This is a genomic window from Coralloluteibacterium thermophilum (genome assembly GCF_042654365.1).
Taxonomy (GTDB): domain Bacteria; phylum Pseudomonadota; class Gammaproteobacteria; order Xanthomonadales; family Xanthomonadaceae; genus Coralloluteibacterium; species Coralloluteibacterium thermophilum.
Genome location: NZ_JBHSGG010000051.1, coordinates 1 through 21,498, shown reverse-complemented (window position 1 = coordinate 21,498; position 21,498 = coordinate 1). Strand labels below are relative to the sequence as shown.

At 68.0% G+C, this 21,498-nt stretch carries 33 protein-coding genes; 1 reads left to right on the top strand and 32 read right to left on the bottom strand.

Annotated elements, in window-relative coordinates; genetic code table 11:
* Positions 1 to 49: 49 nt before the first annotated feature.
* Positions 50 to 1,249 (bottom strand): pyridoxal phosphate-dependent aminotransferase, encoded by a 1,200-nt coding sequence (locus tag ACFO3Q_RS16645; RefSeq protein ID WP_377006004.1) that lies wholly within the window; start codon positions 1,247 to 1,249, stop codon positions 50 to 52.
* 122 nt (positions 1,250 to 1,371) lie between these two features.
* Positions 1,372 to 1,878, bottom strand: a complete 507-nt coding sequence (locus ACFO3Q_RS16640) for a peptidylprolyl isomerase (RefSeq protein WP_377006002.1) — start codon at positions 1,876 to 1,878, stop codon at positions 1,372 to 1,374.
* A gap of 176 nt (positions 1,879 to 2,054) precedes the next feature.
* Between ACFO3Q_RS16640 and typA the strand changes: the two genes are divergently transcribed.
* Positions 2,055 to 3,899, top strand: coding sequence for a translational GTPase TypA (typA, locus tag ACFO3Q_RS16635; RefSeq protein WP_377006001.1), 1,845 nt, complete (start codon positions 2,055 to 2,057; stop codon positions 3,897 to 3,899).
* 57 nt (positions 3,900 to 3,956) lie between these two features.
* Here the strand turns inward: typA and ACFO3Q_RS16630 are convergent, their stop codons facing one another.
* The 30 genes from ACFO3Q_RS16630 to rpsJ all read right to left on the bottom strand — a co-directional run bounded on the left by ACFO3Q_RS16630 (position 3,957) and on the right by rpsJ (position 21,367).
* Positions 3,957 to 5,189, bottom strand: coding sequence for a mechanosensitive ion channel family protein (locus tag ACFO3Q_RS16630; RefSeq protein ID WP_377005999.1), 1,233 nt, complete (start codon positions 5,187 to 5,189; stop codon positions 3,957 to 3,959).
* 75 nt (positions 5,190 to 5,264) lie between these two features.
* Positions 5,265 to 6,686: a class II 3-deoxy-7-phosphoheptulonate synthase gene (locus ACFO3Q_RS16625; protein WP_377005998.1), complete on the bottom strand. Its 1,422-nt coding sequence runs from the start codon at positions 6,684 to 6,686 to the stop codon at positions 5,265 to 5,267.
* Between the two features lie 40 nt (positions 6,687 to 6,726).
* Complete coding sequence (locus tag ACFO3Q_RS16620; protein WP_377006039.1) at positions 6,727 to 7,230, bottom strand: disulfide bond formation protein B; 504 nt, start codon at positions 7,228 to 7,230, stop codon at positions 6,727 to 6,729.
* Between the two features lie 140 nt (positions 7,231 to 7,370).
* The gene (gene rplQ / locus ACFO3Q_RS16615; protein WP_377005996.1) at positions 7,371 to 7,757 is read right to left on the bottom strand and encodes a 50S ribosomal protein L17; all 387 of its coding nucleotides are present in this window, start codon (positions 7,755 to 7,757) and stop codon (positions 7,371 to 7,373) included.
* Between the two features lie 69 nt (positions 7,758 to 7,826).
* On the bottom strand, positions 7,827 to 8,822 hold the full coding sequence (locus ACFO3Q_RS16610; RefSeq protein ID WP_377005994.1) for a DNA-directed RNA polymerase subunit alpha: 996 nt from the start codon (positions 8,820 to 8,822) through the stop codon (positions 7,827 to 7,829).
* A 66-nt stretch (positions 8,823 to 8,888) separates the two neighbouring features.
* On the bottom strand, positions 8,889 to 9,518 hold the full coding sequence (gene rpsD, locus ACFO3Q_RS16605; protein ID WP_377005990.1) for a 30S ribosomal protein S4: 630 nt from the start codon (positions 9,516 to 9,518) through the stop codon (positions 8,889 to 8,891).
* A 14-nt stretch (positions 9,519 to 9,532) separates the two neighbouring features.
* The gene (gene rpsK / locus ACFO3Q_RS16600; RefSeq protein WP_377005988.1) at positions 9,533 to 9,925 is read right to left on the bottom strand and encodes a 30S ribosomal protein S11; all 393 of its coding nucleotides are present in this window, start codon (positions 9,923 to 9,925) and stop codon (positions 9,533 to 9,535) included.
* 11 nt (positions 9,926 to 9,936) lie between these two features.
* Positions 9,937 to 10,293 carry a 30S ribosomal protein S13 gene (gene rpsM, locus ACFO3Q_RS16595; RefSeq protein ID WP_377005986.1) on the bottom strand — a complete coding sequence of 119 codons (357 nt, stop codon included), beginning with the start codon at positions 10,291 to 10,293 and terminating at the stop codon, positions 9,937 to 9,939.
* A gap of 305 nt (positions 10,294 to 10,598) precedes the next feature.
* Positions 10,599 to 11,921, bottom strand: a complete 1,323-nt coding sequence (gene secY, locus ACFO3Q_RS16590; protein WP_377006037.1) for a preprotein translocase subunit SecY — start codon at positions 11,919 to 11,921, stop codon at positions 10,599 to 10,601.
* Between the two features lie 30 nt (positions 11,922 to 11,951).
* Complete coding sequence (gene rplO, locus ACFO3Q_RS16585) at positions 11,952 to 12,386, bottom strand: 50S ribosomal protein L15 (protein ID WP_377005984.1); 435 nt, start codon at positions 12,384 to 12,386, stop codon at positions 11,952 to 11,954.
* A 16-nt stretch (positions 12,387 to 12,402) separates the two neighbouring features.
* The gene (gene rpmD, locus ACFO3Q_RS16580) at positions 12,403 to 12,603 is read right to left on the bottom strand and encodes a 50S ribosomal protein L30 (RefSeq protein WP_377005982.1); all 201 of its coding nucleotides are present in this window, start codon (positions 12,601 to 12,603) and stop codon (positions 12,403 to 12,405) included.
* Positions 12,596 to 13,135, bottom strand: a complete 540-nt coding sequence (gene rpsE / locus ACFO3Q_RS16575) for a 30S ribosomal protein S5 (protein WP_377005980.1) — start codon at positions 13,133 to 13,135, stop codon at positions 12,596 to 12,598. The genes rpmD and rpsE overlap by 8 nt, the downstream gene beginning before the upstream one ends.
* Positions 13,136 to 13,229: 94 nt before the next feature.
* Entirely contained in the window at positions 13,230 to 13,583 is a 354-nt protein-coding gene (gene rplR, locus ACFO3Q_RS16570) for a 50S ribosomal protein L18 (protein ID WP_377005978.1), read from the bottom strand.
* A gap of 87 nt (positions 13,584 to 13,670) precedes the next feature.
* Positions 13,671 to 14,198 (bottom strand): 50S ribosomal protein L6, encoded by a 528-nt coding sequence (gene rplF / locus ACFO3Q_RS16565; protein ID WP_377005976.1) that lies wholly within the window; start codon positions 14,196 to 14,198, stop codon positions 13,671 to 13,673.
* A gap of 11 nt (positions 14,199 to 14,209) precedes the next feature.
* Entirely contained in the window at positions 14,210 to 14,605 is a 396-nt protein-coding gene (gene rpsH, locus ACFO3Q_RS16560; protein ID WP_377005974.1) for a 30S ribosomal protein S8, read from the bottom strand.
* Between the two features lie 128 nt (positions 14,606 to 14,733).
* The gene (gene rpsN, locus ACFO3Q_RS16555) at positions 14,734 to 15,039 is read right to left on the bottom strand and encodes a 30S ribosomal protein S14 (RefSeq protein WP_377005972.1); all 306 of its coding nucleotides are present in this window, start codon (positions 15,037 to 15,039) and stop codon (positions 14,734 to 14,736) included.
* 16 nt (positions 15,040 to 15,055) lie between these two features.
* Positions 15,056 to 15,595 carry a 50S ribosomal protein L5 gene (gene rplE / locus ACFO3Q_RS16550; RefSeq protein ID WP_377005970.1) on the bottom strand — a complete coding sequence of 180 codons (540 nt, stop codon included), beginning with the start codon at positions 15,593 to 15,595 and terminating at the stop codon, positions 15,056 to 15,058.
* 23 nt (positions 15,596 to 15,618) lie between these two features.
* The gene (gene rplX, locus ACFO3Q_RS16545; protein WP_377005968.1) at positions 15,619 to 15,933 is read right to left on the bottom strand and encodes a 50S ribosomal protein L24; all 315 of its coding nucleotides are present in this window, start codon (positions 15,931 to 15,933) and stop codon (positions 15,619 to 15,621) included.
* Positions 15,934 to 15,952: 19 nt separating this feature from the next.
* Positions 15,953 to 16,321, bottom strand: coding sequence for a 50S ribosomal protein L14 (gene rplN, locus ACFO3Q_RS16540; RefSeq protein ID WP_377005966.1), 369 nt, complete (start codon positions 16,319 to 16,321; stop codon positions 15,953 to 15,955).
* A 13-nt stretch (positions 16,322 to 16,334) separates the two neighbouring features.
* Positions 16,335 to 16,604, bottom strand: coding sequence for a 30S ribosomal protein S17 (rpsQ, locus tag ACFO3Q_RS16535; RefSeq protein WP_377005964.1), 270 nt, complete (start codon positions 16,602 to 16,604; stop codon positions 16,335 to 16,337).
* Between the two features lie 10 nt (positions 16,605 to 16,614).
* On the bottom strand, positions 16,615 to 16,800 hold the full coding sequence (gene rpmC / locus ACFO3Q_RS16530) for a 50S ribosomal protein L29 (protein WP_377005962.1): 186 nt from the start codon (positions 16,798 to 16,800) through the stop codon (positions 16,615 to 16,617).
* Positions 16,800 to 17,213 carry a 50S ribosomal protein L16 gene (gene rplP / locus ACFO3Q_RS16525; protein ID WP_377005960.1) on the bottom strand — a complete coding sequence of 138 codons (414 nt, stop codon included), beginning with the start codon at positions 17,211 to 17,213 and terminating at the stop codon, positions 16,800 to 16,802. The genes rpmC and rplP overlap by 1 nt, the downstream gene beginning before the upstream one ends.
* A 3-nt stretch (positions 17,214 to 17,216) precedes the next feature.
* The gene (gene rpsC, locus ACFO3Q_RS16520; RefSeq protein ID WP_377005958.1) at positions 17,217 to 17,930 is read right to left on the bottom strand and encodes a 30S ribosomal protein S3; all 714 of its coding nucleotides are present in this window, start codon (positions 17,928 to 17,930) and stop codon (positions 17,217 to 17,219) included.
* A gap of 18 nt (positions 17,931 to 17,948) precedes the next feature.
* The gene (gene rplV / locus ACFO3Q_RS16515) at positions 17,949 to 18,362 is read right to left on the bottom strand and encodes a 50S ribosomal protein L22 (protein ID WP_377005955.1); all 414 of its coding nucleotides are present in this window, start codon (positions 18,360 to 18,362) and stop codon (positions 17,949 to 17,951) included.
* Between the two features lie 10 nt (positions 18,363 to 18,372).
* The gene (gene rpsS / locus ACFO3Q_RS16510; RefSeq protein ID WP_377005953.1) at positions 18,373 to 18,645 is read right to left on the bottom strand and encodes a 30S ribosomal protein S19; all 273 of its coding nucleotides are present in this window, start codon (positions 18,643 to 18,645) and stop codon (positions 18,373 to 18,375) included.
* Between the two features lie 6 nt (positions 18,646 to 18,651).
* Positions 18,652 to 19,479 carry a 50S ribosomal protein L2 gene (gene rplB / locus ACFO3Q_RS16505; RefSeq protein ID WP_377005951.1) on the bottom strand — a complete coding sequence of 276 codons (828 nt, stop codon included), beginning with the start codon at positions 19,477 to 19,479 and terminating at the stop codon, positions 18,652 to 18,654.
* Between the two features lie 11 nt (positions 19,480 to 19,490).
* Entirely contained in the window at positions 19,491 to 19,787 is a 297-nt protein-coding gene (gene rplW, locus ACFO3Q_RS16500; RefSeq protein WP_377005949.1) for a 50S ribosomal protein L23, read from the bottom strand.
* On the bottom strand, positions 19,784 to 20,386 hold the full coding sequence (gene rplD, locus ACFO3Q_RS16495; RefSeq protein WP_377005947.1) for a 50S ribosomal protein L4: 603 nt from the start codon (positions 20,384 to 20,386) through the stop codon (positions 19,784 to 19,786). Before rplD ends, rplW begins: the two co-directional genes overlap by 4 nt.
* Positions 20,387 to 20,397: 11 nt before the next feature.
* A complete protein-coding gene (gene rplC / locus ACFO3Q_RS16490) occupies positions 20,398 to 21,045 on the bottom strand; it encodes a 50S ribosomal protein L3 (protein ID WP_377005946.1) in 648 nt (215 codons plus the stop codon).
* Positions 21,046 to 21,055: 10 nt separating this feature from the next.
* Positions 21,056 to 21,367: a 30S ribosomal protein S10 gene (rpsJ, locus tag ACFO3Q_RS16485; RefSeq protein ID WP_010341589.1), complete on the bottom strand. Its 312-nt coding sequence runs from the start codon at positions 21,365 to 21,367 to the stop codon at positions 21,056 to 21,058.
* Between the last annotated feature and the right edge of the window lie 131 nt (positions 21,368 to 21,498).

Below are 21,498 nucleotides of genomic sequence, written 5' to 3'. Positions count from 1 at the left end.
TCGAACGGGTATCGGGGGCGGCAGCCGGCGCTGCAGGGGCCGGTGCGGCTCAGGCGAGCTCGGCGAAGAACTCGCGGAAGCGCTCGAGGCCGGGCGCCAGCTGCGGCGTCGGGCAGGTGTAGCTGATGCGCAGCGCGCGCGGCTCGCCGAAGGCCGAACCCGGCACGCAGGCCACGCCCTTGGCGTCGAGCAGCGCGTCGCACAGGTCCACGTCGTTCTCGATCCGCCGGCCGTGGTGCGACTTGCCGAAGGCGAAGGACACGTCCGGGAACACGTAGAAGGCGCCCTGCGGCCGCGGGCAGACGAGGCCGGGGATGGACTCCATCACCGCCATCACCTGGTCGCGCTTGGCCTGGAATTCCCGGCACTTGGCGTCCGGCACGTCCTGCGGGCCGGTCAGCGCGGCCACGGCGGCGGCGTTCACGATCTCCGGCACGTTGGTGATGGCGTTGGAGTTCAGGGTCACCACCGCACGGATGGCGTCCACCGGGCCGGCCAGGAAGCCGACGCGCCAGCCGGGCATGCCGTAGGTCTTGGACAGGGAGTCGGCGAAGATCACCCGGTCGCGCAGCTCGGGGCGCGCGTGCACGAAGTTGTGGTAGCCGATGCCGTCGAACACCATGCGGTTGTAGATGTCGTCGGTGACGACCCAGGTGTCCGGATGCTTCGCCAGCACGTCGGCCAGCGCCTCGATCTCGGCGCGGGTGTAGACCATGCCGGTCGGGTTCGAGGGGTTGTTGAACAGGAACAGCCGCGGCTTCGACTGCAGCGCGGCATCCAGCTGCGCCGGAGTGAGCTTGTAGTCCTGCTCCGGCGGGCACGGCAGCGCGGTCACCTTCGCGCCGACGATCTCGGCGATGTCGAGGTAGCTGGTCCAGTACGGGGTCGGGAAGACGATCTCGTCGCCCTCGTCCAGCAGCGCCTCGGCGAGGTTGTAGAGCGCGTGCTTGGCGCCGACCGTCACCACCACGTTCTCGCGGGTGTAGCCGTCCAGGCCCAGCGGCAGCATGTGCTTCAGGAAGGCGTCGAGCACGGCCGGATCGCCGCGGTTGCTGCCGTACTGGCCGGAGTCGTGGTCCAGCGCCTGGCGGACCGCCTCGTAGACGTGCGGCCCCGGCAGGAAGTTGGGCACGCCGATCGAGAAGCTGATGATGTCGCGCCCTTCCGCCTTGAGCTGCTTGGCCTTCTCGGCGACGACCATGATCGCGCTGGGCTTGGCGCGACCGACGCGCTGGGCGAGCTGCGGCATCCGGACAACCTCTCGACGTAGTGGGTGAAAACGCGGCGAACAGCCGCGGAATGGTAGCACGCAGGTCCCGCCCGCAGCGCCGCCGCCGACGGCGCCGGGGGGCCGGCGCCGGGCGTGCGCGATCAGGCGTCGAGCACGCGGTTCCACTCGGCCACGCGGTCCTGCTTCGCGGCCAGCACGGCGTCCACGTCGCCCTCGATCGTCACCTTGTCGATGACGTCGCCGCCCTGCACCGCGTTGACGACCTTCTGGTCGGGCTCGCCGACGATCTTGCCGAACACGGTGTGCTTGCCGTCGAGCCACGGCGTGGCGACGTGGGTGATGAAGAACTGGCTGCCGTTGGTGTTCGGGCCGGCGTTGGCCATCGAGAGCACGCCCGGGCCGTCGTGGCGCAGGCCGTTGTCGGCCTCGTCCTCGAAGCGGTAGCCGGGACCGCCGCGACCCGACCCCTCGGGGCAGCCGCCCTGGATCATGAAGTCGGCGATGACGCGGTGGAACTTCAGGCCGTCGTAGAAGCCGCGGCGGACGAGGTTCACGAAGCTGGCGACGGTGACGGGCGCCTTGTCGGGGAACAGGCGCACGCGGATGGGGCCGCGCTCGGTGGCGAAGGTGGCGATCAGATCGGACATGGGTGGCCTTTCGTGGGGGTTGTGCGCGCACATGTGGGGGCGCCCGCGGCGCCAGACAACTCCCCCGCCGCAGGGTGAACGCTGTCCGACGGCGGTCGCGGGGCTCCGGTATACTCGGCGGTTTCCCTTCCCCCAGTCGCGCGCCTGCGAGCAGGCGTGCCGCGAGCCCGACCTTCATGTCCGTCCAGAACCTCCGCAACATCGCCATCGTCGCGCACGTCGACCACGGCAAGACCACCCTCGTCGACCAGCTCCTGAAGCAGTCGGGGACCTTCGCCGAACGCGCCGTCGTGGCCGACCGGGTCATGGACTCCAACGACCTGGAGAAGGAGCGCGGCATCACCATCCTGTCCAAGAACACCGCGATCCGCTGGACCGCGCCCGACGGGCAGGAATACCGCATCAACATCGTCGACACGCCCGGCCATGCCGACTTCGGCGGCGAGGTCGAGCGCGTGCTGTCGATGGTCGACTCGGTGCTGATCCTGGTCGACGCGATGGACGGGCCGATGCCGCAGACCCGCTTCGTGACCCAGAAGGCCTTCGCGATGGGCTTCAAGCCGATCGTGGTCATCAACAAGGTGGACCGCCCCGGCGCGCGCCCGAGCTGGGTGCTGGACCAGACCTTCGACCTGTTCGACCGCCTCGGCGCCACCGACGAGCAGCTCGACTTCCCGGTGGTCTACGCCTCGGGCCTGCAGGGCTTCGCCGGGCTCGACGAGACCGTGCGTTCGGGCGACATGACGCCGCTGTTCCAGGCCATCGTGGACAAGGTCGCGCCGCCGCCGGTCGACCTCGAAGGTCCCTTCCAGATGCGCATCACCTCGCTGGACTACAACAACTACGTCGGCATCATCGGCGTGGGCCGCGTCCAGCGCGGCAGGATCAGGACCAACCAGCAGGTCACCATCATCGACCGCGAGGGCAAGACCCGCAGCGGCAAGGTGCTGCAGGTGCTGGGCTTCCACGGCCTGGAGCGCCACGAGGTGGCCGAGGCGCAGGCGGGCGACATCATCGCGATCTCGGGCATCGAGAAGCTGGGCATCTCGGAGACGGTGTGCGCGCCGGACGGCGTCGAGCAGCTGCCGGTCCTCACCGTCGACGAGCCGACCATCTCCATGACCTTCCAGGTCAACGATTCGCCGTTCGCCGGCGTCAAGGAGCGCAGCGGCGGCAAGTTCCTCACCAGCCGCCAGCTGCGCGACCGCCTGACCCGCGAGACCCAGCACAACGTCGCGCTCAAGGTCGAGGACACCGAGGACGCCGACAAGTTCCGCGTCTCCGGCCGTGGCGAGCTGCACCTGTCGATCCTGATCGAGACCATGCGCCGCGAGGGCTACGAGCTGGCCGTGTCGCGTCCCGAGGTCATCATCAAGGAGATCGACGGCCAGCTCATGGAGCCCTACGAGTCGCTCGTGGTCGACCTGGAGGAGCAGTACCAGGGCGGCGTGATGCAGCGCCTCGGCGAGCGCCGCGCCCTGCTCCAGAACATGGAGCCCGACGGCAAGGGCCGCGTGCGCCTCGACTTCATCATCCCGGCGCGCGGCCTGATCGGCTTCCAGACCGAGTTCCGCACCCTGACCGCCGGCACCGGCCTGCTGTTCCACGTCTTCGACCACTACGGCCCGAAGGCGGAGGGCACGATCGGTCAGCGCCAGAACGGCGTGCTCATCTCCAACGGCACCGGCCCCTCGCCGGCCTACGCGCAGATGGCGATGCAGGAGCGCGGCCGCCTGCTGATCGAGCCGGGCGAGGAGATCTACGAGGGCCAGATCGTCGGCATCCACTCCAAGGACAACGACCTCACCGTCAACGCGCTGCGCGGCAAGCAGCTCACCAACTTCCGCGCCGCCGGCAAGGACGCGGACGAGGGGCTGATCCCGCCGATCAAGATGTCGCTCGAGCAGGCGCTGGAGTTCATCGACGACGACGAGCTGGTCGAGATCACGCCGATGCAGATCCGCCTCCGCAAGAAGCACCGCACCGAGAACGACCGCAAGCGCGCCAGCCGCGCCGCCTGAGGCGCACCGTCCGCGTCGCCCGGAACGCCTGCGTCCCCGGACGCAGGCGTTTCGCGTTCATGGATCGCGCGCGGACGTGGCGCGGCCCGCCGCCTGGGGCTCGCCCGCCTTCGAACGGCGCAGCTGCTCGCGCCGCTCCGCCTGCTCGTGCGGGTTCACGTCCTCCGGCGCGGGCGAGCGGGTCTCCGCCTCGGTCGGCTTCCGCTGCGGGGGCTCCTGCGATGCCGGCGCCTCCCGGTCGCGCCCTTCCTCGCCGCCGACGACGTCGGCGCGCAGCCGCGGCAGCGCCTCGGGATGGTTGCGCCGGAGGAAGTCGATCATGCGCTCGCGCACCGCGCAGCGGAGGTCGAAGGCGTCCCCGGAGTTGCGCGCGCTGACCAGCAGGCGCACCTCCATGGTGTGCTTGTCGGTCTCGGTCACCTGCGCCACGCAGACGCGGCCGTCCCAGCGCGCGTCGCTCTCGCAGATGCGCCGCAGCTCGTCGCGGACCGCGTCCATCGGCGTCCGGTAGTCGAGCCAGAGGAAGGCCGTGCCGAGCAGCTGTGCGCTGCTGCGCGTCCAGTTCTGGAACGGGTTCTCGATGAACCACTGCAACGGCACGATCAGGCGTCGCTCGTCCCAGATGCGGACGACCACGTAGGCGCTGGTGATCTCGTCGATGCGCCCCCACTCGCCGTCGACGATCACCACGTCGTCCAGGCGGATGGGCTGGGTGAGGGCGATCTGCAGGCCGGCGATGAGATTGCCGAACACCGGCCGCGCGGCGAAGCCGACCACGATGCCGGCGAGACCCGCCGAGGCCAGCATCGCCTGGCCCACCTGGCGGATCGCGGGGAAGGTCATGAGGATGACCGCGACGCCCAGCACGATCACGGCGGTCTGGATGCTGCGGCTGAGCACCCGGGCCTGGGTGTGCACCCTGCGCGCCTGCAGGTTGTCGACCACGTCGACCCGGTTCCTGAGCAGCACCATCGTCTCGAGCGCGCCGATGGCGCGGACGATGGCCCAGGTCACGCAGGCGAGCACGCCGACGGCGAGGAGGTGCTGGATGCGCGCGATCCACGCCTCGGGCAGCGGCGTGGCCACCACCGCCTGGCTCAGGAACACCAGCGGCAACGCCCATGCGGCCGGGACGGTAATCGCGGCGACGATGAGCGCCCAGGTCTTGCGCAGGTGGCCCGCGCGCCGGGCGATCGACAGCAGCAGGCGCCTGACCAGGAAACCGATGAGCAGGGCCACGAACAGCGGCCAGGCGGCCGCGAACAGGGTGCTCCAGTCGATCTCCGGCATGCTCGCCTCCAGCGCCTCGGGGCAGCCCATGCTGCTGGAGGTCGCGTAAACGGCGGGTCGACCCCGCCGGGCGCGTCAGCCCAGGCTCTGCGCGGCCGCCAGTTGCTGGTGCTTGCGCACGATGAGCATCGCGATCTCGAGCGACTGCTCGTAGTTGAGCCGCGGATCCACGTGCGAGCGGTAGGCGCGCGCGAGGTCGGCGTCGGTGAGGTCGCGCGCGCCGCCGGTGCACTCGGTCACGTCGTCGCCGGTGAGCTCGAGATGCACGCCGCCCAGCCGCGTGCCCGCGGCCTGATGCGCGTCGAAGGCCTGTTCCAGCTCGCTGCGGATGTTGGAGAACCGCCGCGTCTTGTAGCCCGAGGCGGCGTTCTCGGTGTTGCCGTGCATCGGGTCGCAGACCCAGAGCACGCGCCGCCCCTCGCGCGCCACGGCGTCGAGCAACGGCGGCAGGCGCTCGGCGATGCGCCCGGCGCCCATGCGGTGGATCAGCGCCAGCCTGCCCGGCTCCTGGTCCGGATCGAGCGTATCGATCAGCCGCAGCAGCATGTCCGGCGTGGTGTCGGGACCGACCTTCATCGCGATCGGATTGCGCAGCCCGCGCAGGTACTCCACGTGGGCGCCGTCGAGCGCGGCCGTGCGCACGCCGATCCACGGGAAGTGGGTCGACAGGTTGAACCAGCCCCACTGGCGCGGGACCTGGCGGGTCAGGGCCTCCTCATAGGGCAGCAGCAGCGCTTCGTGCGAGGTGTAGAAATCGACGCGGTCGATGTTGTGCACCTCGGTGCCGGACAGCGTCTCCATGAAGCGCAGCGCGTCGCCGATGCCGGAGACGACCCGCTGGTATTCGTCGGCGAGCGGGGAATGCCCGACCCAGCCGAGGTTCCAGTATTCCGGGTGGTGGAGATCGGCGAACCCGCCGTCGATCAGCGCGCGGATGAAGTTCATCGTCATCGCCGAGCGCGCATGCCCGCGGATCATCCGGCGCGGGTCGGGGATGCGCGCGGCGGCGTCGAACTCCGGGGCGTTGATGAAATCGCCCCGGTAGGTCGGCAGGGTGACGCCGTCGCGCGTCTCGGTATCGGCCGAGCGCGGCTTGGCGTACTGGCCGGCGAACCGGCCCACGCGCACGACCGGACGCCGCAGGCCGTGCACCAGCACCACGCTCATCTGCAGCAGCACCTTCAGGCGGCTGGAGACGGTCTCCGAGTCGCACTCCGCGAAGCTCTCCGCACAGTCGCCGCCCTGCAGCAGGAAGGCCCGACCCTCCTGCGCCTCGGCGAGCTGCCGGCGCAGGGCGAGGATCTCCCACGAGGTGACCAGGGGGGGCAGGCGGCTGAGCTCGACGAGCGCCGCCTCGAGCGCGGCCGGATCGGGATACACCGGCTGCTGCAGCGCCTGGCGGTTCCGCCAGGAGCCCGGGGACCAGCCCTCGGGAAGGGTCACCGCGCTCACGGGCGCGTCGGAGGAGTCGCGGAGGCGGGTCGTATTGCGGCGCATCACCGCATCATGCCACGCCTGCGGCGCGGGTGCGCCCGCCTCAGCCGCGACGCAGCGCCGCCGCCAGCGCAACGGCCGCCAGGGCGACGAACCACAGCAGCGTCCAGGCCGGCATCGACAGGCCGAGGAAGCTCCAGTCGATCACCGCGCATTCGCCCGAGCCGCTGAAGACGCGCCGCACCACCTCGCCCAGCGGCAGGGTGCCGACCATGTAGTCCAGGCCCATGCTCGAACAGGCGGGCACCTCGTCCGGGGGCAGCGACTGCAGCCAGACGTGCCGCGCCGCGACCGCCGCTCCGCCGCCCGCCGCGAGCAGGGCGAGCGCGCCGTAGACGCTCCGGCCGACGCGACCGCGGGGGCCGTGCAGCGCGCCGACGAGGAACACCAGGCCGAGCGCGATGAAGGCGATCCGCTGGAAGATGCACAGCGGGCAGGGGTCGAGGTAATGCCAGTACTGCAGGTACAGCGCGAAGGCGAGCAGGCCCGCGCACGCCAGCGCGCCCAGCCCGAACAGCGTCCGAAACGACCACGCCAGCGGATTCACGCCCATCGTCCCCTCGTTGCAGTGCGGCGCCCTGCGCCCGACCCCGGAGTCGGACCCCTGGACCCGCGCGTTGGTTCCATGCCCGGAAACGAAAACGCCCCGGAACCCGGGGCGCTTCGTGTACGCGTTCGCGCTACGGCTTACTCGGCCTCGGCAGCCGCCGCCCGCTGCGGGCGGTCGACCAGCTCGACGTAGGCGAGCGGCGCGTTGTCGCCGTCGCGGAAGCCGCACTTGAGCAGACGCAGGTAGCCGCCGGGGCGACCCTGGTAACGCGGGCCCAGCTCGACGAACAGCTTGCCCACCGCTTCCTTGTCGCGCAGGCGCGCGAAGGCGAGGCGGCGGTTGGCGACGCCGTCGACCTTGGAGAGGGTGATCAGCGGCTCGGCGATGCGGCGCAGCTCCTTGGCCTTCGGGAGCGTGGTCTTGATCAGCTCGTGCTTGAACAGCGACGCCGCCATGTTGCGGAACATGGCTTCGCGGTGGGCGCTGGTGCGGCTGAACTTACGGCCGGCTTTACGGTGACGCATGGTCGTGATTCCTGATTTTGGACCCCCGGCCATGCTGGCCGGGCTTTCGCGGAGGGATCCGAGTACGTGTTAGCCCATCATGCCCTGCTGGAGCCCGGCCGGCGGCCAGTTCTCCAGGCGCATGCCGAGCGAAAGCCCGCGCTGCGCCAGCACTTCCTTGATCTCGGTGAGCGACTTCTTGCCCAGGTTCGGGGTCTTGAGCAGCTCGACCTCGGTCTTCTGGATGAGATCGCCGATGTAGTAGATGTTCTCGGCCTTCAGGCAGTTGGCCGAGCGCACCGTCAGCTCGAGATCGTCGATCGGACGCAGCAGCACCGGGTCGACGCCTGCGGTCTGGGTCTTGGCCGGGCCGCGGTCGCGCTGGGTGAAGTCGCCGAACACCGAGAGCTGGTCGGTGAGGATGTCGGCGGCGGTGCGCACGGCCTCCTCGGCGTCGATGGTGCCGTTGGTCTCGATGTCCAGGACCAGCTTGTCCAGGTCGGTGCGCTGCTCGACGCGCGCGGCCTCGACGGCGTAGGCGACGCGACGGACCGGGCTGAAGCTCGCGTCCAGCATCAGGCGACCGATGGCGCGGGTCTCCTCGTCCGGCTGGCGACGCACGGTCGCCGGCTGGTAGCCGAAGCCGCGCTCGATCTTCAGACGCATGTTGATCGCCGTGTCCTTGGTCAGGTGGCAGATCACGTGGTCCGGATTGAGGATCTCGACGTTGTGGTCGGTCTTGATGTCGCCGGCGGTCACGGTGCCCGGGCCCTGCTTGCTCAGGGTCAGGGTCGACTGCTCGACGTTGTGCATGCGGATGGCCACGTCCTTGAGGTTGAGCAGCACCTCGATGACGTCTTCCTGCAGGCCTTCGACCGTGGTGTACTCGTGCAGCACGCCATCGATCTCGACTTCGGTGATCGCGAAGCCGGGGATCGACGACAGCAGAACGCGACGCAGCGCATTGCCGAGGGTGTGGCCGTAGCCGCGCTCGAGCGGCTCGATCACGACCTTCGCGCGGTTCGGCGCGGTGCGTTCGATCTGGGGTCCGCGCGGACGCAGGACCTGATTTGCGGATACCGACATGGTCAGCGTATCTCCTGAATGTATCGATCCGGCACGGCCCGGGAGACCCGGGCCGGCCCAGCCGGATTACTTCGAGTACAGCTCGACGATCAGTGCCTCGTTGATGTCGGAAGGCAGATCGGAGCGCTCGGGAACCGACTTGAACACGCCGGTGAACTTGTTGCCGTCGACCTCGATCCAGCCCGGCACCAGGTCCATCTGCTGCGCGACGGTCACCGACTCCTTGACGCGGAGCTGGCGCTGCGCACGCTCGGTGAGGACGATCTGGTCGCCCGCCTTCACCTGGTACGACGGCAGGTTCACGGTCTTGCCGTTGACCTGGACGCCGCGGTGGGAGACCAGCTGACGCGCCTGCGGGCGGGTCACGGCGAAGCCCATGCGGTAGACGACGTTGTCGAGGCGGGTTTCCAGCAGCTGCAGCAGCGACTCGCCGGTGTTGCCCTTCTTCGAGGACGCCTTCTTGTAGTAGTTGCGGAACTGACGCTCCAGCAGGCCGTAGATACGCTTGACCTTCTGCTTCTCACGAAGCTGGGTGGCGTAGTCGGAGAGCTTGCCGCGGCGCACGTTCGGGCCGTGCTGGCCGGGCTTCTGCTCCAGCTTGCACTTGGAGTCGATCGCGCGCGACGGGCTCTTCAGACCGAGGTCGGCGCCTTCGCGGCGCGCGAGTTTGCAGGTGGGACCAATATAACGAGCCATTTCTGTTCAGCTCCTCAGACGCGGCGCTTCTTGGGCGGCCGGCAGCCGTTGTGCGGGATCGGGGTCACGTCGATGATGTTGGTCACCTTGTAACCGACGTTGTTGAGCGAACGGACGGCGGACTCGCGGCCCGGGCCCGGGCCCTTGATGCGCACTTCGAGCGTCTTCAGCCCGTAGTCGAGCGCGGCGCGACCGGCACGCTCGGCGGCGACCTGGGCCGCGAACGGGGTCGACTTGCGCGAGCCACGGAAGCCCGCACCACCGGAGGTGGCCCAGGACAGCGCATTGCCCTGGCGGTCGGTGATGGTGACGATGGTGTTGTTGAAAGAAGCCTGGACGTGAGCGATGCCGTCGGTGACGACGCGCTTGATCTTCTTCTTGGTCTTGCCAGCAGTCGGCTTAGCCATGGATCAAACCCTTATTTCTTGATCGCCTTGCGCGGTCCCTTGCGGGTGCGGGCGTTGGTACGGGTGCGCTGACCGCGCATGGGCAGGCCGCGACGGTGGCGCAGGCCGCGGTAGCAGCTGAGGTCCATGAGACGCTTGATCGACATGCCGACCTCGCGACGCAGGTCGCCCTCGACCACGAACTTGGCGATCTCGGCGCGGATGCGCTCGACTTCCGCCTCGGTCAGGTCGCGGATCTTGGTGGCCGGGTTGACCCCCACCGCCTCGCAGACCTGCTTGGAGCGAGTACGGCCAATGCCGTAGATGCTCTGGAGCCCCACCCAGACATGCTTCTGGACGGGGAGATTGACACCCGCAATACGCGCCATTACGCGATCTCCAACGCTGATTCGCCGGGCACGCCGGCGCAGTGAACTCGAAATGATAGCAAGGCTTCGTGTTGTCTGGAAGCCCCGCGGCCGTGAAGGCCCGCGAAGCCCGGCATGGGGAGTGTGCCCATGCTCCGGCGCCGGGCCGGGATATCGGCGGGAGAGGCGTACCGCCCTCCTCCGCCGGCCCGCGCTACTCCAGCGCAGGACCTACCCCGGACCTATCCGCGCGCGAAGCCGCCGCGCGAACCGCCCATCGAATGCCCCTTCCCGGAGAACGGGAAGGCGGCCTGGATTACCGCAGGTCAGCCGCGCGGAACGCCGCGCGGGCCGCCCTTGAGGTTCGCCTTCTTGAGAAGGCTGTCGTACTGGTGGGACATGAGATGCGCCTGGACCTGCGCGATGAAGTCCATGACCACCACCACGACGATCAGCAGCGAGGTGCCGCCGAAGTAGAACGGGACGTTCCAGAACAGCCGCATGAACTCCGGCAGCAGGCAGACCGCAACCAGGTAGAGCGCGCCCCACGCCGTGAGGCGGGTCAGGACGCCGTCGATGTACTCCGCGGTCGCCTTGCCCGGACGGATGCCCGGAATCAGCGCTCCCGACTTCTTGAGGTTGTCGGCGGTCTCCTGCGAGTTGAAGACCAGCGCCGTGTAGAAGAACGCGAAGCCCGCGATCAGGCCGCCGTACAGCACCATGTGCAGCGGCTCGCCCGGGCCCAGCGTCTGCGCCAGGTCCTGCAGCCAGCCTGCCGACGTGCCCTGGCCGAACCAGGTCGCGACCGTGGCCGGGAACATGATCAGGCTGGAGGCGAAGATCGCCGGGATCACGCCTGCCATGTTCAGCTTGAGCGGCAGGTGCGACGACTGGTTCATGTAGGCCTGGCGGCCACCCTGGCGTCGCGCGTAGTTCACGGTGATCCGGCGCTGGCCGCGCTCGACGAACACCACGAAGTAGGTCACCGCCGCGACCAGGGCGACGATCACGATCACCGCGAAGCCGCTGATCTCGCCGTTCGACACCTGCTGCAGCGTGCTCACCACCGCACCGGGCAGTCCCGCCACGATGCCGGCGAAGATGATCAGCGAGATGCCGTTGCCGACGCCGCGCTCGGTGACCTGCTCGCCCAGCCACATCAGGAACAGCGTGCCCGCCGTCAGCGCGATGACTGCGGTCATCACGAAGCCCGGGCCCGGGTTGAACACGACCGGACCGGCCGGGCCCACCTGCCCCTGCAGCGCGATCGAGATGCCGATCGCCTGGAACACCGCCAGCAGCACCGTGCCGTAGCGCGTGTACTGGGTGATCTTGCGGCGCCCGCTCTCGCCTTCCTTCCTCAGCGCCTGGAGGCTGGGGAAGATGTGCGAGCACAGCTGCACGATGATCGACGCCGAGATGTACGGCATCACGTTCAGCGCGAACACGCTCAACCGCTCCAGCGCGCCGCCGGAGAACATGTTGAACATCTGCACGATGCCCTGCTGCTGCTGCATCAGGGACACCATCGCCGCCGGGTCCACGCCGGGCACCGGGATATAGGTGCCGAGGCGGTAGACGATCAGGGCGCCCAGGACGAACAAGAGGCGCTGACGGAGCTCGGTGAACTTGCCGAGCCCGCCCATCATTCCGGCGGTGGGTGCTTGTGCCACTGGCTCTTACTCCACGCTTCCGCCGGCCGCCTCGATGGCGGCCCTGGCGCCTGCAGTCGCCGCCACGCCCTTCAGGACGATCTTGCGGTCGATCTCGCCCTTGTTCACCACCTTGGCGCGCTTCGCGGTCGCGGGGACCAGCTTGGCGGCGCGGAGGGCGGCGAAGTCGATGGTGTCGCCCTCGACCAGCGCGAGCTTGTACAGCAGCACCTCGGCGGTGTCGGCCTTCAGCTTGGAGCGGAAGCCGACCTTCGGCAGGCGACGCTGCAGCGGCATCTGGCCGCCCTCGAAGCCCGGCTTGATCTTGCCCTTGCCGGTGCGCGCGTACGAGCCCTTGTGGCCGCGGCCACAGGTCTTGCCGAGGCCCGAGCCGATGCCGCGACCGACGCGGCGGGCGTCCTCGCGGGCGCCCTCGGCGGGCTTGAGTGTGTTGAGACGCATGATTTCTCTCCTGCCCTTACTGCTCGACCCGGACCAGGTACTGCACCTGGTTGATCAGGCCGCGCACCTGCGGGGAATCCTTCAGTTCGCGCACGTCGTTGAGCTTGTTGAGGCCCAGCGCCTTCACCGACAGGCGGTGACGCGCCTGCGTGCCGCGCAGGCCCTTGACCAGGCGCACCTTCACGGTGCCGGTCGATGCGGTCTTGGTATCAGCCATGGAGGATCTCCTCGACGGTCTTGCCGCGCTTGGCCGCGATCCGCTCCGGCGACTGCATCGCCTGCAGACCCTTGACCGTGGCGCGCACCAGGTTGATCGGATTGCGCGAGCCGACCGCCTTGGCCAGCACGTTCTTCACGCCCACCGCCTCGAGCACGGCGCGCATCGCGCCGCCGGCGATGACGCCGGTACCTTCGGAGGCCGGCTGCATGTACACGCGCGCGGCGCCGTGGCCGGCCTTGACTGGGTGCCACAGGGTACCGTTGTTGAGGTCGACCGCAGCCATGTTGCGGCGGGCGATCTCCATCGACTTCTGGATGGCGACCGGCACTTCGCGCGCCTTGCCGTAGCCGAAGCCGACCTTGCCGGAACCGTCGCCGACCACGGTCAGCGCGGTGAAGGTGAACTGGCGACCGCCCTTGACCGTCTTGGAGACGCGGTTGACGGCGACCAGCTTCTCGACCATGCCGTCATCGACTTCCTCGCGGTTGCGATCACGATCACGGCCGCGGGATTCGCGTTCGTTTGCCATAGTTGTGTCCTGGAAGAATTACGGCACTGCGGCCGCTTATCGTTGTGGTGGATCGGAAAGCACGGCCCCGACACGCGCCGGGGCCGCTGGGACATCAGAACTGCAGGCCGCCCTCGCGCGCGGCGTCCGCCAGGGCCTTGATGCGCCCATGGTAGCGGTAGCCGGAGCGGTCGAACGCGACCTTCTCCACACCGGCGGCCTTCGCACGCTCGGCGATGGTGCGGCCGACCTTGGCGGCGGCCTCGATGTTCTTGCTGCTCTTGAGGCCCTCGGCCACGTCCTTCTGGACGGTCGAGGCCGACGCGAGCACCTTCGACCCGTCGGCCGTGAAGAGCTGGGCGTAGAGGTGCTGGCCGGTGCGCAGCACCGACAGGCGCGGCACGCCGAGGACGCGGATGTGCGAACGCGTCGACTTGGCACGACGGAGGCGGGCAATCTTCTTCTGCATGGTCTTGTGCTCCGGAAGCTGAAGGTGGGTTGGTATCCCCGCTCGGGTCCGGCCGCGGAGGGCCGGTCCCCGGCGGAGGACTCCGCCTTACGCCTTCTTGGCTTCCTTACGGATGATGTTCTCGCCGCTGTACCGCACGCCCTTGCCCTTGTAGGGCTCCGGCGGACGGAAACCGCGGATCTTCGCAGCGACTTCGCCCACGCGCTGCTTGTCGGCGCCGCTGACCAGGATCTCGGTCTGGCTCGGCGTCGTGATGGTGATCCCCTCCGGGGCCTTGAACAGCACCGGGTGCGAGAACCCCAGCGACAGGTTCAGGTCCGAGCCCTGCATGGCGGCGCGGTAACCGACGCCGACCAGCTCGAGCTTGCGGGTGAAGCCCTCGGACACGCCGGTGACCATGTTGGACAGGATCGCGCGGAGGGTGCCGGTGATCGCGACGTGCTCGTCCGACTGCGGGTGCAGGGTCAGCACGCCGTTCTCGACCTTGAAGTCGACGCCGGCGGGACGCTTGATGCTGAGGGTGCCCTTGGTGCCCTTGGTCGACACCTCGGTCTCGGTGACCGTGACGTCCACACCCTTGGGCAGGTTGATCGGCTTCTTGGCGACTCGGGACATGGGTTCTCTCCTTACGCCACGAGGCAGATGACTTCACCACCCACGCCGGCCGCGCGGGCCTGGGCGTCGGTCATGATGCCCTTCGAGGTGGAGATGATGGCGACGCCGAGACCGTTGAGGATCTTCGGCAGGTCGTCCTTGCCGCGGTACTGGCGCAGGCCCGACCGCGAGACGCGCTGCAGCTTCTCGATGACCGGCTTGCCCTCGTAGTACTTCAGGACGATCTGGAGTTCCGGCTTGCCGTCGACCTCGACGGTGCGCGCGTCGGAGATATAGCCCTCGTCCTTCAGGACCTTGGCGATCGCCGCCTTGATCTTGGAGCCGGGCATCTTGACGCCGGGCTTGCCGACCGCGGCCGCATTCTTGATGCGGACCAGCATGTCGGCGATGGGATCAGTCATGCTCATGAAAATTCCTCGTAGCACCGATATCCGCAGAAAATTCCGCGAAATTCGAGTTGTGGGTGACGCAAACGCCGGATGCCCGCGTGTTCGCGCGGGCAGCCGGCTATTCTACAACGTTTTCCGCTGACGCGTTACCAGCTCGCCTTTCGCTGGCCCGGAACGTCGCCGTTCATCGTGGCCTTGCGCAGCATGTTGCGGCCGAGGCCGAACTTGCGGTAGACGCCGCGCGCGCGGCCCGAGAGCTCGCAGCGGTTGCGCTGACGGGCCGGGCTCGAGTCGCGCGGGAGCTTCTGGAGCTTGACCGACGCGGCGAGCTTCTCCTCGTAGGAGGCCGTCTCGCTCGCGATGATCTTCTTCAGCGCGATGCGCTTCTCGCCGTGCTGCTTGACCAGCTTCTCGCGCTTCTTCTCGCGATTCACCATCGAAACCTTTGCCATGTCGCTTCCTCGCGGATCAGTTGCGGAACGGGAAGCGGAACGCTTCCAGCAGGGCGCGACCTTCGGCATCGGTCTTGGCGGTGGTGCCAATCGCGATGTCCATGCCGCGGACGGCGTCGATCTGGTCGAAGTCGATCTCCGGGAAGATGATCTGCTCCTTGACGCCCATGTTGAAGTTGCCGCGACCGTCGAACGAACGCGCCGACACGCCACGGAAGTCGCGGACGCGCGGCAGCGAGACGCTGATCAGGCGGTCCAGGAACTCGTACATGTGGGCGCGGCGCAGGGTCACCTTGCAGCCGATCGGCCAGCCGTCGCGGATCTTGAAGCTGGCAACCGAAACGCGCGCATGCGTCACGACCGGCTTCTGACCCGAGATCTTCGCCATGTCGGCGACGGCGTTCTCGAGCACCTTCTTGTTGCCCACCGCCTCGCCCACGCCCATGTTGAGCGTGATCTTGGTCAGGCGGGGCACCTGCATCGGGTTGGTGTAGCCGAACTTCTCGGTGAGCTTCGGCACCACTTCTTCCCGGTAGATCTTTTCAAGCCGTGTCATTGCTGCATTTCCTCAAGAGGGCCTCAGCCCTCGATGGCCTCACCGCTCGAGCGGAACACACGCACTTTGCGTCCATCCTCGAGCACCTTGTAGCCGATGCGCTCGCCCTTGCCGGTGGCGGGGTTCAGCAGCATCACGTTCGACGCGTGGATCGGCGCCTCGCGCTCCACGATGCCGCCCGGCTGGTTGAGCTGCGGGTTGGCACGGGTGTGGCGCTTGACGATGCGCACGTTCTGCACGACGACCTTGTCGCCGATCACGCGCAGCACTTCGCCGGTCTTGCCCTTGTCGGCGCCGGCGATCACGATCACCTGGTCGCCCTTGCGGATACGGTTCATGTTCGGACTCCTCTCCGCCTTAGAGCACTTCGGGCGCGAGCGACACGATCTTCATGAACTTCTCGGAGCGCAGCTCGCGCGTCACCGGTCCGAAGATGCGCGTGCCGATCGGCTCGTGCTTGTTGTTCAGGATCACCGCGGCGTTGCCGTCGAAGCGGATCAGCGAACCGTCCGCGCGACGCACGCCCTTGCGGGTGCGCACCACGACGGCGTCGTAGACCTCGCCCTTCTTGACCTTGCCGCGCGGGATCGCGTCCTTGACGGACACCTTGATGATGTCGCCGATGTGGGCGTAGCGGCGCTTGGAGCCGCCGAGCACCTTGATGCACATCAGCTCACGCGCGCCGGAGTTGTCGGCGGCCTGCAGGTAGGACTGCATCTGGATCATGGTTGCGTCCTCCTTACTCGGCAGCGCGGGCGACGATCTCGACGACGCGCCAGTTCTTGGTCTTGGACATGGGCGCGATCTCGGTCACCCGGACCACGTCGCCCTCGTTGCAGCTGTTGTCGGCGTCGTGCGCGTGGAGCTTGGTCGAGCGACGGATGTACTTGCCGTACAGCGCGTGCTTGACCTGGCGCTCGACCAGGACGGTCACGGTCTTGTCCATCTTGTTGCTGACCACGCGTCCTTCGACCGTGCGCAGCGCCTTCTCTGTATTGTTGTCGGTCATGGCGGGGTCCTTACTTCTGGGCACCCAGCAGGGTGTTCACGCGCGCGATCTCGCGGCGCACCCGGCGGATGTCGTGCGTCTTGGCGAGCTGGCCGGTCGCCTTCTGCATGCGCAGGGAGAACTGCTCCCTGTGCAGGTCCAGCAGGTGGCTCTTGAGCTCGGCCGGCGTCTTCTTGCGGAGGTCTGCGAGTTCCATCAGCGCACCGTACGGGTCACGAAAGTGGTCTTGACCGAGAGCTTGGCTGCGGCCAGGCGGAACGCCTCGCGCGCGGCCTCTTCCGAGACGCCTTCCATCTCGTAGATGACGCGGCCGGGCTGGATCGGGGCGACCCAGTACTCGACGTTGCCCTTGCCCGAGCCCATGCGGACTTCGATCGGCTTCTTGGTGATCGGCTTGTCGGGGAACACGCGGATCCACAGCTTGCCGCCGCGCTTGACGTAGCGGCTGATGGTGCGGCGCGCGGCCTCGATCTGGCGCGCGGTCAGCGCGCCGTGCTCGGTCGCCTTCAGGCCGAACTCGCCGAAGCTGACGGCGGCGCCGTTCCAGCTCAGGCCCTGGTTACGACCCTTGAAGACCTTGCGGTATTTGGTTCGCTTGGGTTGCAGCATGACTTAGTCCCTCGCCTCGCGCGGCGGCCGCGAACCACGCGGTGCACGCTCGCTGCGCTCTTCGGTCTTCTCCTGGGCGACCTGGGTGTAGTCGAACACTTCACCCTTGTAGATCCAGGTCTTGACGCCAATGATTCCGTACGTGGTCTTCGCCTCGGCGAAGCCGTAGTCGATGTCCGCGCGGAGGGTATGGAGCGGCACGCGGCCCTCGCGGTACCACTCCGAACGCGCGATCTCGGCGCCGTTGAGGCGACCGGCGACGTTCACCTTGATGCCGAGGGCGCCCAGGCGGATCGCGTTGCCCACGGCGCGCTTCATCGCGCGGCGGAACATGATACGCCTTTCCAGCTGCTGTGCGATGGACTCGGCGACGAGCTGCGCGTCCAGTTCAGGCTTGCGGACCTCGGCGACGTTGATGTGCGCCGGAACGCCCATCAGCTGCGAGACCTCCCTGCGGAGCTTCTCGATGTCCTCGCCGCGCTTGCCGATCACGACGCCCGGGCGGGCGGTGTGGATCGTGACGCGTGCGTTGTTGGCGGGACGCTCGATCAGGATCTTGGAGATCCCGGCCTGGGCGAGCTTCTTGCGGAGCATCTCGCGGACCTTCAGGTCGGCGGCGAGATACGTCGCGAAGTCGCGCTTGTTGGCGTACCACTTGGAATTCCAGTCCTTGGCGATGCCGAGGCGGATTCCGGTCGGATGAACTTTGTGACCCATGAGTCTTCCTTCCTCGGCTTAGCGACCAGCGCCCACGACCACGGTGATGTGGCTGGTGCGCTTCAGGATGCGGGTGCCGCGGCCCTTCGCGCGCGCCATGAACCGCTTGAGGACCGGGCCCTCGTCGACGGTGATGGTCGCCACCTTGAGCTCGTCGGCGTCGTCGCCCGCGTTGTTCTCGGCGTTCGAGACGGCGGACCACAGGACCTTGTAGATCAGGTGGGCGGCCTTCTTGTCGCTGAACTTCAGCAGGTCGAGGGCGCGCGAGACCGGCAGGCCGCGCACCTGGTCGGCGACCAGGCGGGCCTTCTGCGGCGAGATGCGCGCGGTGCGCAGCGAGCTCTGGCGCTTGGTGATTTCCTTGCGCGCGGCCTTGCGCTCTTCGCGTGCGGCCTTGCGGGCGTCGGCCTTCTCTTTGGCTTCAGTCGTCATGATCGGCTCCTTACTTGCCCTTACGGTCGCCGCCATGACCCTTGAACGTCCGGGTCACCGCGAATTCGCCGAGCTTGTGGCCGACCATGTTCTCGTTGACCAGCACCGGAACGTGAGCCCGGCCGTTGTGGATGGCGATCGTGAGACCGACCATCTCCGGCAGGATCATCGAACGGCGCGACCAGGTCTTGATCGGCTTCTTGCTGTTGGCGGCCATGGCCGCCTCCACCTTGCTCTGCAGGTGGTGGTCCACGAAGGGACCCTTCTTGAGAGAACGTGCCATGGTCTATCAGCCCCTACGGTCGCGCACGATGAACTTGTCGGTGCGCTTGTTCTTGCGCGTCTTGTAACCCTTGGTCGGCACGCCCCACGGGGTGACCGGGTGCGGGTTGCCCTGCCCGGCCTTGGCCTCACCACCACCGTGCGGGTGGTCGACCGGGTTCATGGCAGCGCCACGGACGGTCGGGCGCACGCCGCGCCAGCGCTTGGCGCCGGCCTTGCCCAGCTTCTCGAGGCTGTGCTCGGAGTTGCTGACCTCGCCGACGGTCGCGGTGCACTCGGCCGGCACGCGGCGCATCTCGCCCGAACGCAGGCGGAGCGTCGCGTAGCCCTGGTCGCGGGCGACCAGCTGCACGGAGGCGCCGGCGGCGCGGGCGAGCTGCGCGCCCTTGCCCGGCTTCATCTCGATGCAGTGCACCGTGGAGCCGACCGGGATGTTGCGCAGCGGCAGCGCGTTGCCGACCTTGATCGGCGCCTCGCGGCCGGCGATCACCTGGTCGCCCTGGGCCAGGCCCTTGGGCGCGATGATGTAGCGGCGCTCGCCATCGACGTAGCACAGCAGCGCGATGTGCGCGGTGCGGTTGGGATCGTACTCGATGCGCTCGACGCGCGCCGGGATGCCGATCTTGTCGCGCTTGAAGTCGATGATGCGGTAGTGCTGCTTGTGACCGCCGCCGACGTGGCGCGTGGTGATGCGGCCGTGGTGGTTGCGGCCACCCGAACGGCTCTGCTTCTCGACCAGCGCTTCGTGCGGCCGTCCCTTGTGCAGCCCCGGGGTGACGACGCGTACTGCGGAGCGGCGCCCTGCCGAGGTCGGCTTGAATGTCATCAGTGGCATGGGTCTCTACCTCAGGCCTTGGCCATCACGTCGATGCTCTGGCCCTCGGCCAGACGCACGTATGCCTTGCGGGTGTCGCTGCGGCGACCTTCGCGGAAGCGGAAGGACTTGCTCTTGCCCTTCACGTTCACCACGTTGACCGACTCGACCTTGACCTCGAACAGCGCCTCGACGGCCTGCTTGATGTCGGTCTTGGTCGCGGTGGTCGCGACTTCGAACGCATACTGGTTGCTCAGCTCCTGCAGGCGCGCGGTCTTCTCGGACACGCGCGGCGCACGGATGACGCTGAGAAGCTTGATGTTGCTCATGCCAGCCACTCCTCGATCTTCTTGACGGCGTCGGTCGTGATGACCACGTACTCCGCGCCGACCAGGGCGACCGGATCCAGGCCCTGCACGTCGCGCACCTCGGCGTACGGCACGTTGCGCGCGGCGAGGTACAGGGCCTCGTTGGCCTCCTCGGTCACGATCAGCGGCCGGCTCACCTGGAGCTCCGCGAGCTTGGCGAGGAACTGCTTGGTCTTGGGAGCCTCGACGGTGAAGGTCTCCACGATCTTCAGGCGGTCCTGGCGAGCGAGCTCGGACAGGATCGCCGCGATCGCGGCGCGGTACATCTTGCGGTTGACCTTCTGCGCGAAGCTGCGCGGACGCGCGGCGAACGCGCGACCACCGCCCACGAAGATCGGGGCGCGGTAGTCACCGTGACGGGCGCCACCGCCCTTCTGCTTCTTGAACTTCTTGGTGGTGCCGGACAGGTCCGACCGCGACTTCTGCGCCTTGGTGCCCGAGCGGCCGGCGTTGCGATACGCAACCACCACCTGGTGCACAAGGTCCTCGCTGAATTCGCGACCGAAGACGGCGTCGGAAACCGACAGCGTCTGGTCACTACCGATGACGGCGAGATCCATTATCTAACTCCTTACGCCTTGCTCGCGGGACGGACGATCACGTCGCCGCCCGGAGCGCCCGGCACCGAACCCTTGACCGCGATCAGGCCGCGCTCCAGGTCCACCTTCACTACGGTCACGTTGACTGCGGTCTGCGTCTCCGCACCCATGTGACCCGACATCTTCTTGCCCGGGAACACGCGGCCCGGGGTCTGGCGCTGGCCGATCGAGCCCGGCGCACGGTGCGACAGCGAGTTACCGTGGGTGGCGTCACCCATGCGGAAGTTGTGCCGCTTGATCGTGCCCTGGAAGCCCTTGCCCTTGGTCACGCCCTGGACATCGACCACCTGGCCTTCGCTGAAGATGTCCGCCTTGATCTCGCCGCCGACCTCGAAGCCGGCGACGGCGTCGTCGGCCACGCGGAACTCCCACAGGCCGCGACCCGCTTCCACCTTCGCCTTGGCGAAGTGGCCGGTCTCCGGCTTGTTGACCAGCGCGGCGCGCTTGCTGCCGGCGGTCACCTGGATGGCGGAGTAGCCGTCGGTCTCGACGGTCTTGATCTGGGTGATGCGGTTCGGGCTCGCCTCGATGAGGGTCACCGGGATGGAGACGCCCTCTTCGGTGAAGAGGCGGCTCATGCCGGCCTTGCGGCCCACGATTCCGATTACTTTCTTGCTCATGGTCGTCGCCTCAGGTCAGCTTGATCTGGACGTCGACGCCGGCCGCGAGCTCGAGCTTCATCAGCGCGTCGACGGTCTTGTCGTTCGGGTCGACGATGTCGAGCACGCGCTTGTGCGTACGGGTCTCGTACTGGTCGCGCGCGTCCTTGTCGACGTGCGGGGACACCAGGATGGTGTAGCGCTCGATCTTGGTCGGCAGCGGGATCGGGCCGCGCACCTGCGCGCCGGTCCGCTTCGCCGTCTCCACGATCTCGCTCGCCGAACGGTCGATCAAACGATGATCGAACGCCTTGAGCCGAATCCGAATCTTCTGGTCCGCCATTGCCGTGTTTTCCTAAAGAGCGGTTTGAAACGGCGCGCCGCGTTCCGGCGCGCCGTACTTCGTGTTGCTGTTACTCGATGACCTTGGCGACGACGCCGGCGCCGACGGTGCGGCCGCCCTCGCGGATCGCG

Excerpts from the sequence above, each read along its gene's own strand:
- ACFO3Q_RS16645 (WP_377006004.1), bottom strand. The coding sequence starts at position 1,249 with ATGCCGCAGCTCGCCCAGCGCGTCGGTCGCGCCAAGCCCAGCGCGATC.
- ACFO3Q_RS16640 (WP_377006002.1), bottom strand. The coding sequence starts at position 1,878 with ATGTCCGATCTGATCGCCACCTTCGCCACCGAGCGCGGCCCCATCCGC.
- typA (WP_377006001.1), top strand. The coding sequence starts at position 2,055 with ATGTCCGTCCAGAACCTCCGCAACATCGCCATCGTCGCGCACGTCGAC.
- ACFO3Q_RS16630 (WP_377005999.1), bottom strand. The coding sequence starts at position 5,189 with ATGCCGGAGATCGACTGGAGCACCCTGTTCGCGGCCGCCTGGCCGCTG.
- ACFO3Q_RS16625 (WP_377005998.1), bottom strand. The coding sequence starts at position 6,686 with ATGCGCCGCAATACGACCCGCCTCCGCGACTCCTCCGACGCGCCCGTG.
- rplQ (WP_377005996.1), bottom strand. The coding sequence starts at position 7,757 with ATGCGTCACCGTAAAGCCGGCCGTAAGTTCAGCCGCACCAGCGCCCAC.
- ACFO3Q_RS16610 (WP_377005994.1), bottom strand. The coding sequence starts at position 8,822 with ATGTCGGTATCCGCAAATCAGGTCCTGCGTCCGCGCGGACCCCAGATC.
- rpsD (WP_377005990.1), bottom strand. The coding sequence starts at position 9,518 with ATGGCTCGTTATATTGGTCCCACCTGCAAACTCGCGCGCCGCGAAGGC.
- rpsK (WP_377005988.1), bottom strand. The coding sequence starts at position 9,925 with ATGGCTAAGCCGACTGCTGGCAAGACCAAGAAGAAGATCAAGCGCGTC.
- rpsM (WP_377005986.1), bottom strand. The coding sequence starts at position 10,293 with ATGGCGCGTATTGCGGGTGTCAATCTCCCCGTCCAGAAGCATGTCTGG.
- secY (WP_377006037.1), bottom strand. The coding sequence starts at position 11,921 with ATGATGGGCGGGCTCGGCAAGTTCACCGAGCTCCGTCAGCGCCTCTTG.
- rplO (WP_377005984.1), bottom strand. The coding sequence starts at position 12,386 with ATGCGTCTCAACACACTCAAGCCCGCCGAGGGCGCCCGCGAGGACGCC.
- rpmD (WP_377005982.1), bottom strand. The coding sequence starts at position 12,603 with ATGGCTGATACCAAGACCGCATCGACCGGCACCGTGAAGGTGCGCCTG.
- rpsE (WP_377005980.1), bottom strand. The coding sequence starts at position 13,135 with ATGGCAAACGAACGCGAATCCCGCGGCCGTGATCGTGATCGCAACCGC.
- rplR (WP_377005978.1), bottom strand. The coding sequence starts at position 13,583 with ATGCAGAAGAAGATTGCCCGCCTCCGTCGTGCCAAGTCGACGCGTTCG.
- rplF (WP_377005976.1), bottom strand. The coding sequence starts at position 14,198 with ATGTCCCGAGTCGCCAAGAAGCCGATCAACCTGCCCAAGGGTGTGGAC.
- rpsH (WP_377005974.1), bottom strand. The coding sequence starts at position 14,605 with ATGAGCATGACTGATCCCATCGCCGACATGCTGGTCCGCATCAAGAAT.
- rpsN (WP_377005972.1), bottom strand. The coding sequence starts at position 15,039 with ATGGCAAAGGTTTCGATGGTGAATCGCGAGAAGAAGCGCGAGAAGCTG.
- rplE (WP_377005970.1), bottom strand. The coding sequence starts at position 15,595 with ATGACACGGCTTGAAAAGATCTACCGGGAAGAAGTGGTGCCGAAGCTC.
- rplX (WP_377005968.1), bottom strand. The coding sequence starts at position 15,933 with ATGAACCGTATCCGCAAGGGCGACCAGGTGATCGTGATCGCCGGCGCC.
- rplN (WP_377005966.1), bottom strand. The coding sequence starts at position 16,321 with ATGATCCAGATGCAGTCCTACCTGCAGGCCGCCGACAACTCCGGCGCG.
- rpsQ (WP_377005964.1), bottom strand. The coding sequence starts at position 16,604 with ATGACCGACAACAATACAGAGAAGGCGCTGCGCACGGTCGAAGGACGC.
- rpmC (WP_377005962.1), bottom strand. The coding sequence starts at position 16,800 with ATGGAACTCGCAGACCTCCGCAAGAAGACGCCGGCCGAGCTCAAGAGC.
- rplP (WP_377005960.1), bottom strand. The coding sequence starts at position 17,213 with ATGCTGCAACCCAAGCGAACCAAATACCGCAAGGTCTTCAAGGGTCGT.
- rpsC (WP_377005958.1), bottom strand. The coding sequence starts at position 17,930 with ATGGGTCACAAAGTTCATCCGACCGGAATCCGCCTCGGCATCGCCAAG.
- rplV (WP_377005955.1), bottom strand. The coding sequence starts at position 18,362 with ATGACGACTGAAGCCAAAGAGAAGGCCGACGCCCGCAAGGCCGCACGC.
- rpsS (WP_377005953.1), bottom strand. The coding sequence starts at position 18,645 with ATGGCACGTTCTCTCAAGAAGGGTCCCTTCGTGGACCACCACCTGCAG.
- rplB (WP_377005951.1), bottom strand. The coding sequence starts at position 19,479 with ATGCCACTGATGACATTCAAGCCGACCTCGGCAGGGCGCCGCTCCGCA.
- rplW (WP_377005949.1), bottom strand. The coding sequence starts at position 19,787 with ATGAGCAACATCAAGCTTCTCAGCGTCATCCGTGCGCCGCGCGTGTCC.
- rplD (WP_377005947.1), bottom strand. The coding sequence starts at position 20,386 with ATGGATCTCGCCGTCATCGGTAGTGACCAGACGCTGTCGGTTTCCGAC.
- rplC (WP_377005946.1), bottom strand. The coding sequence starts at position 21,045 with ATGAGCAAGAAAGTAATCGGAATCGTGGGCCGCAAGGCCGGCATGAGC.
- rpsJ (WP_010341589.1), bottom strand. The coding sequence starts at position 21,367 with ATGGCGGACCAGAAGATTCGGATTCGGCTCAAGGCGTTCGATCATCGT.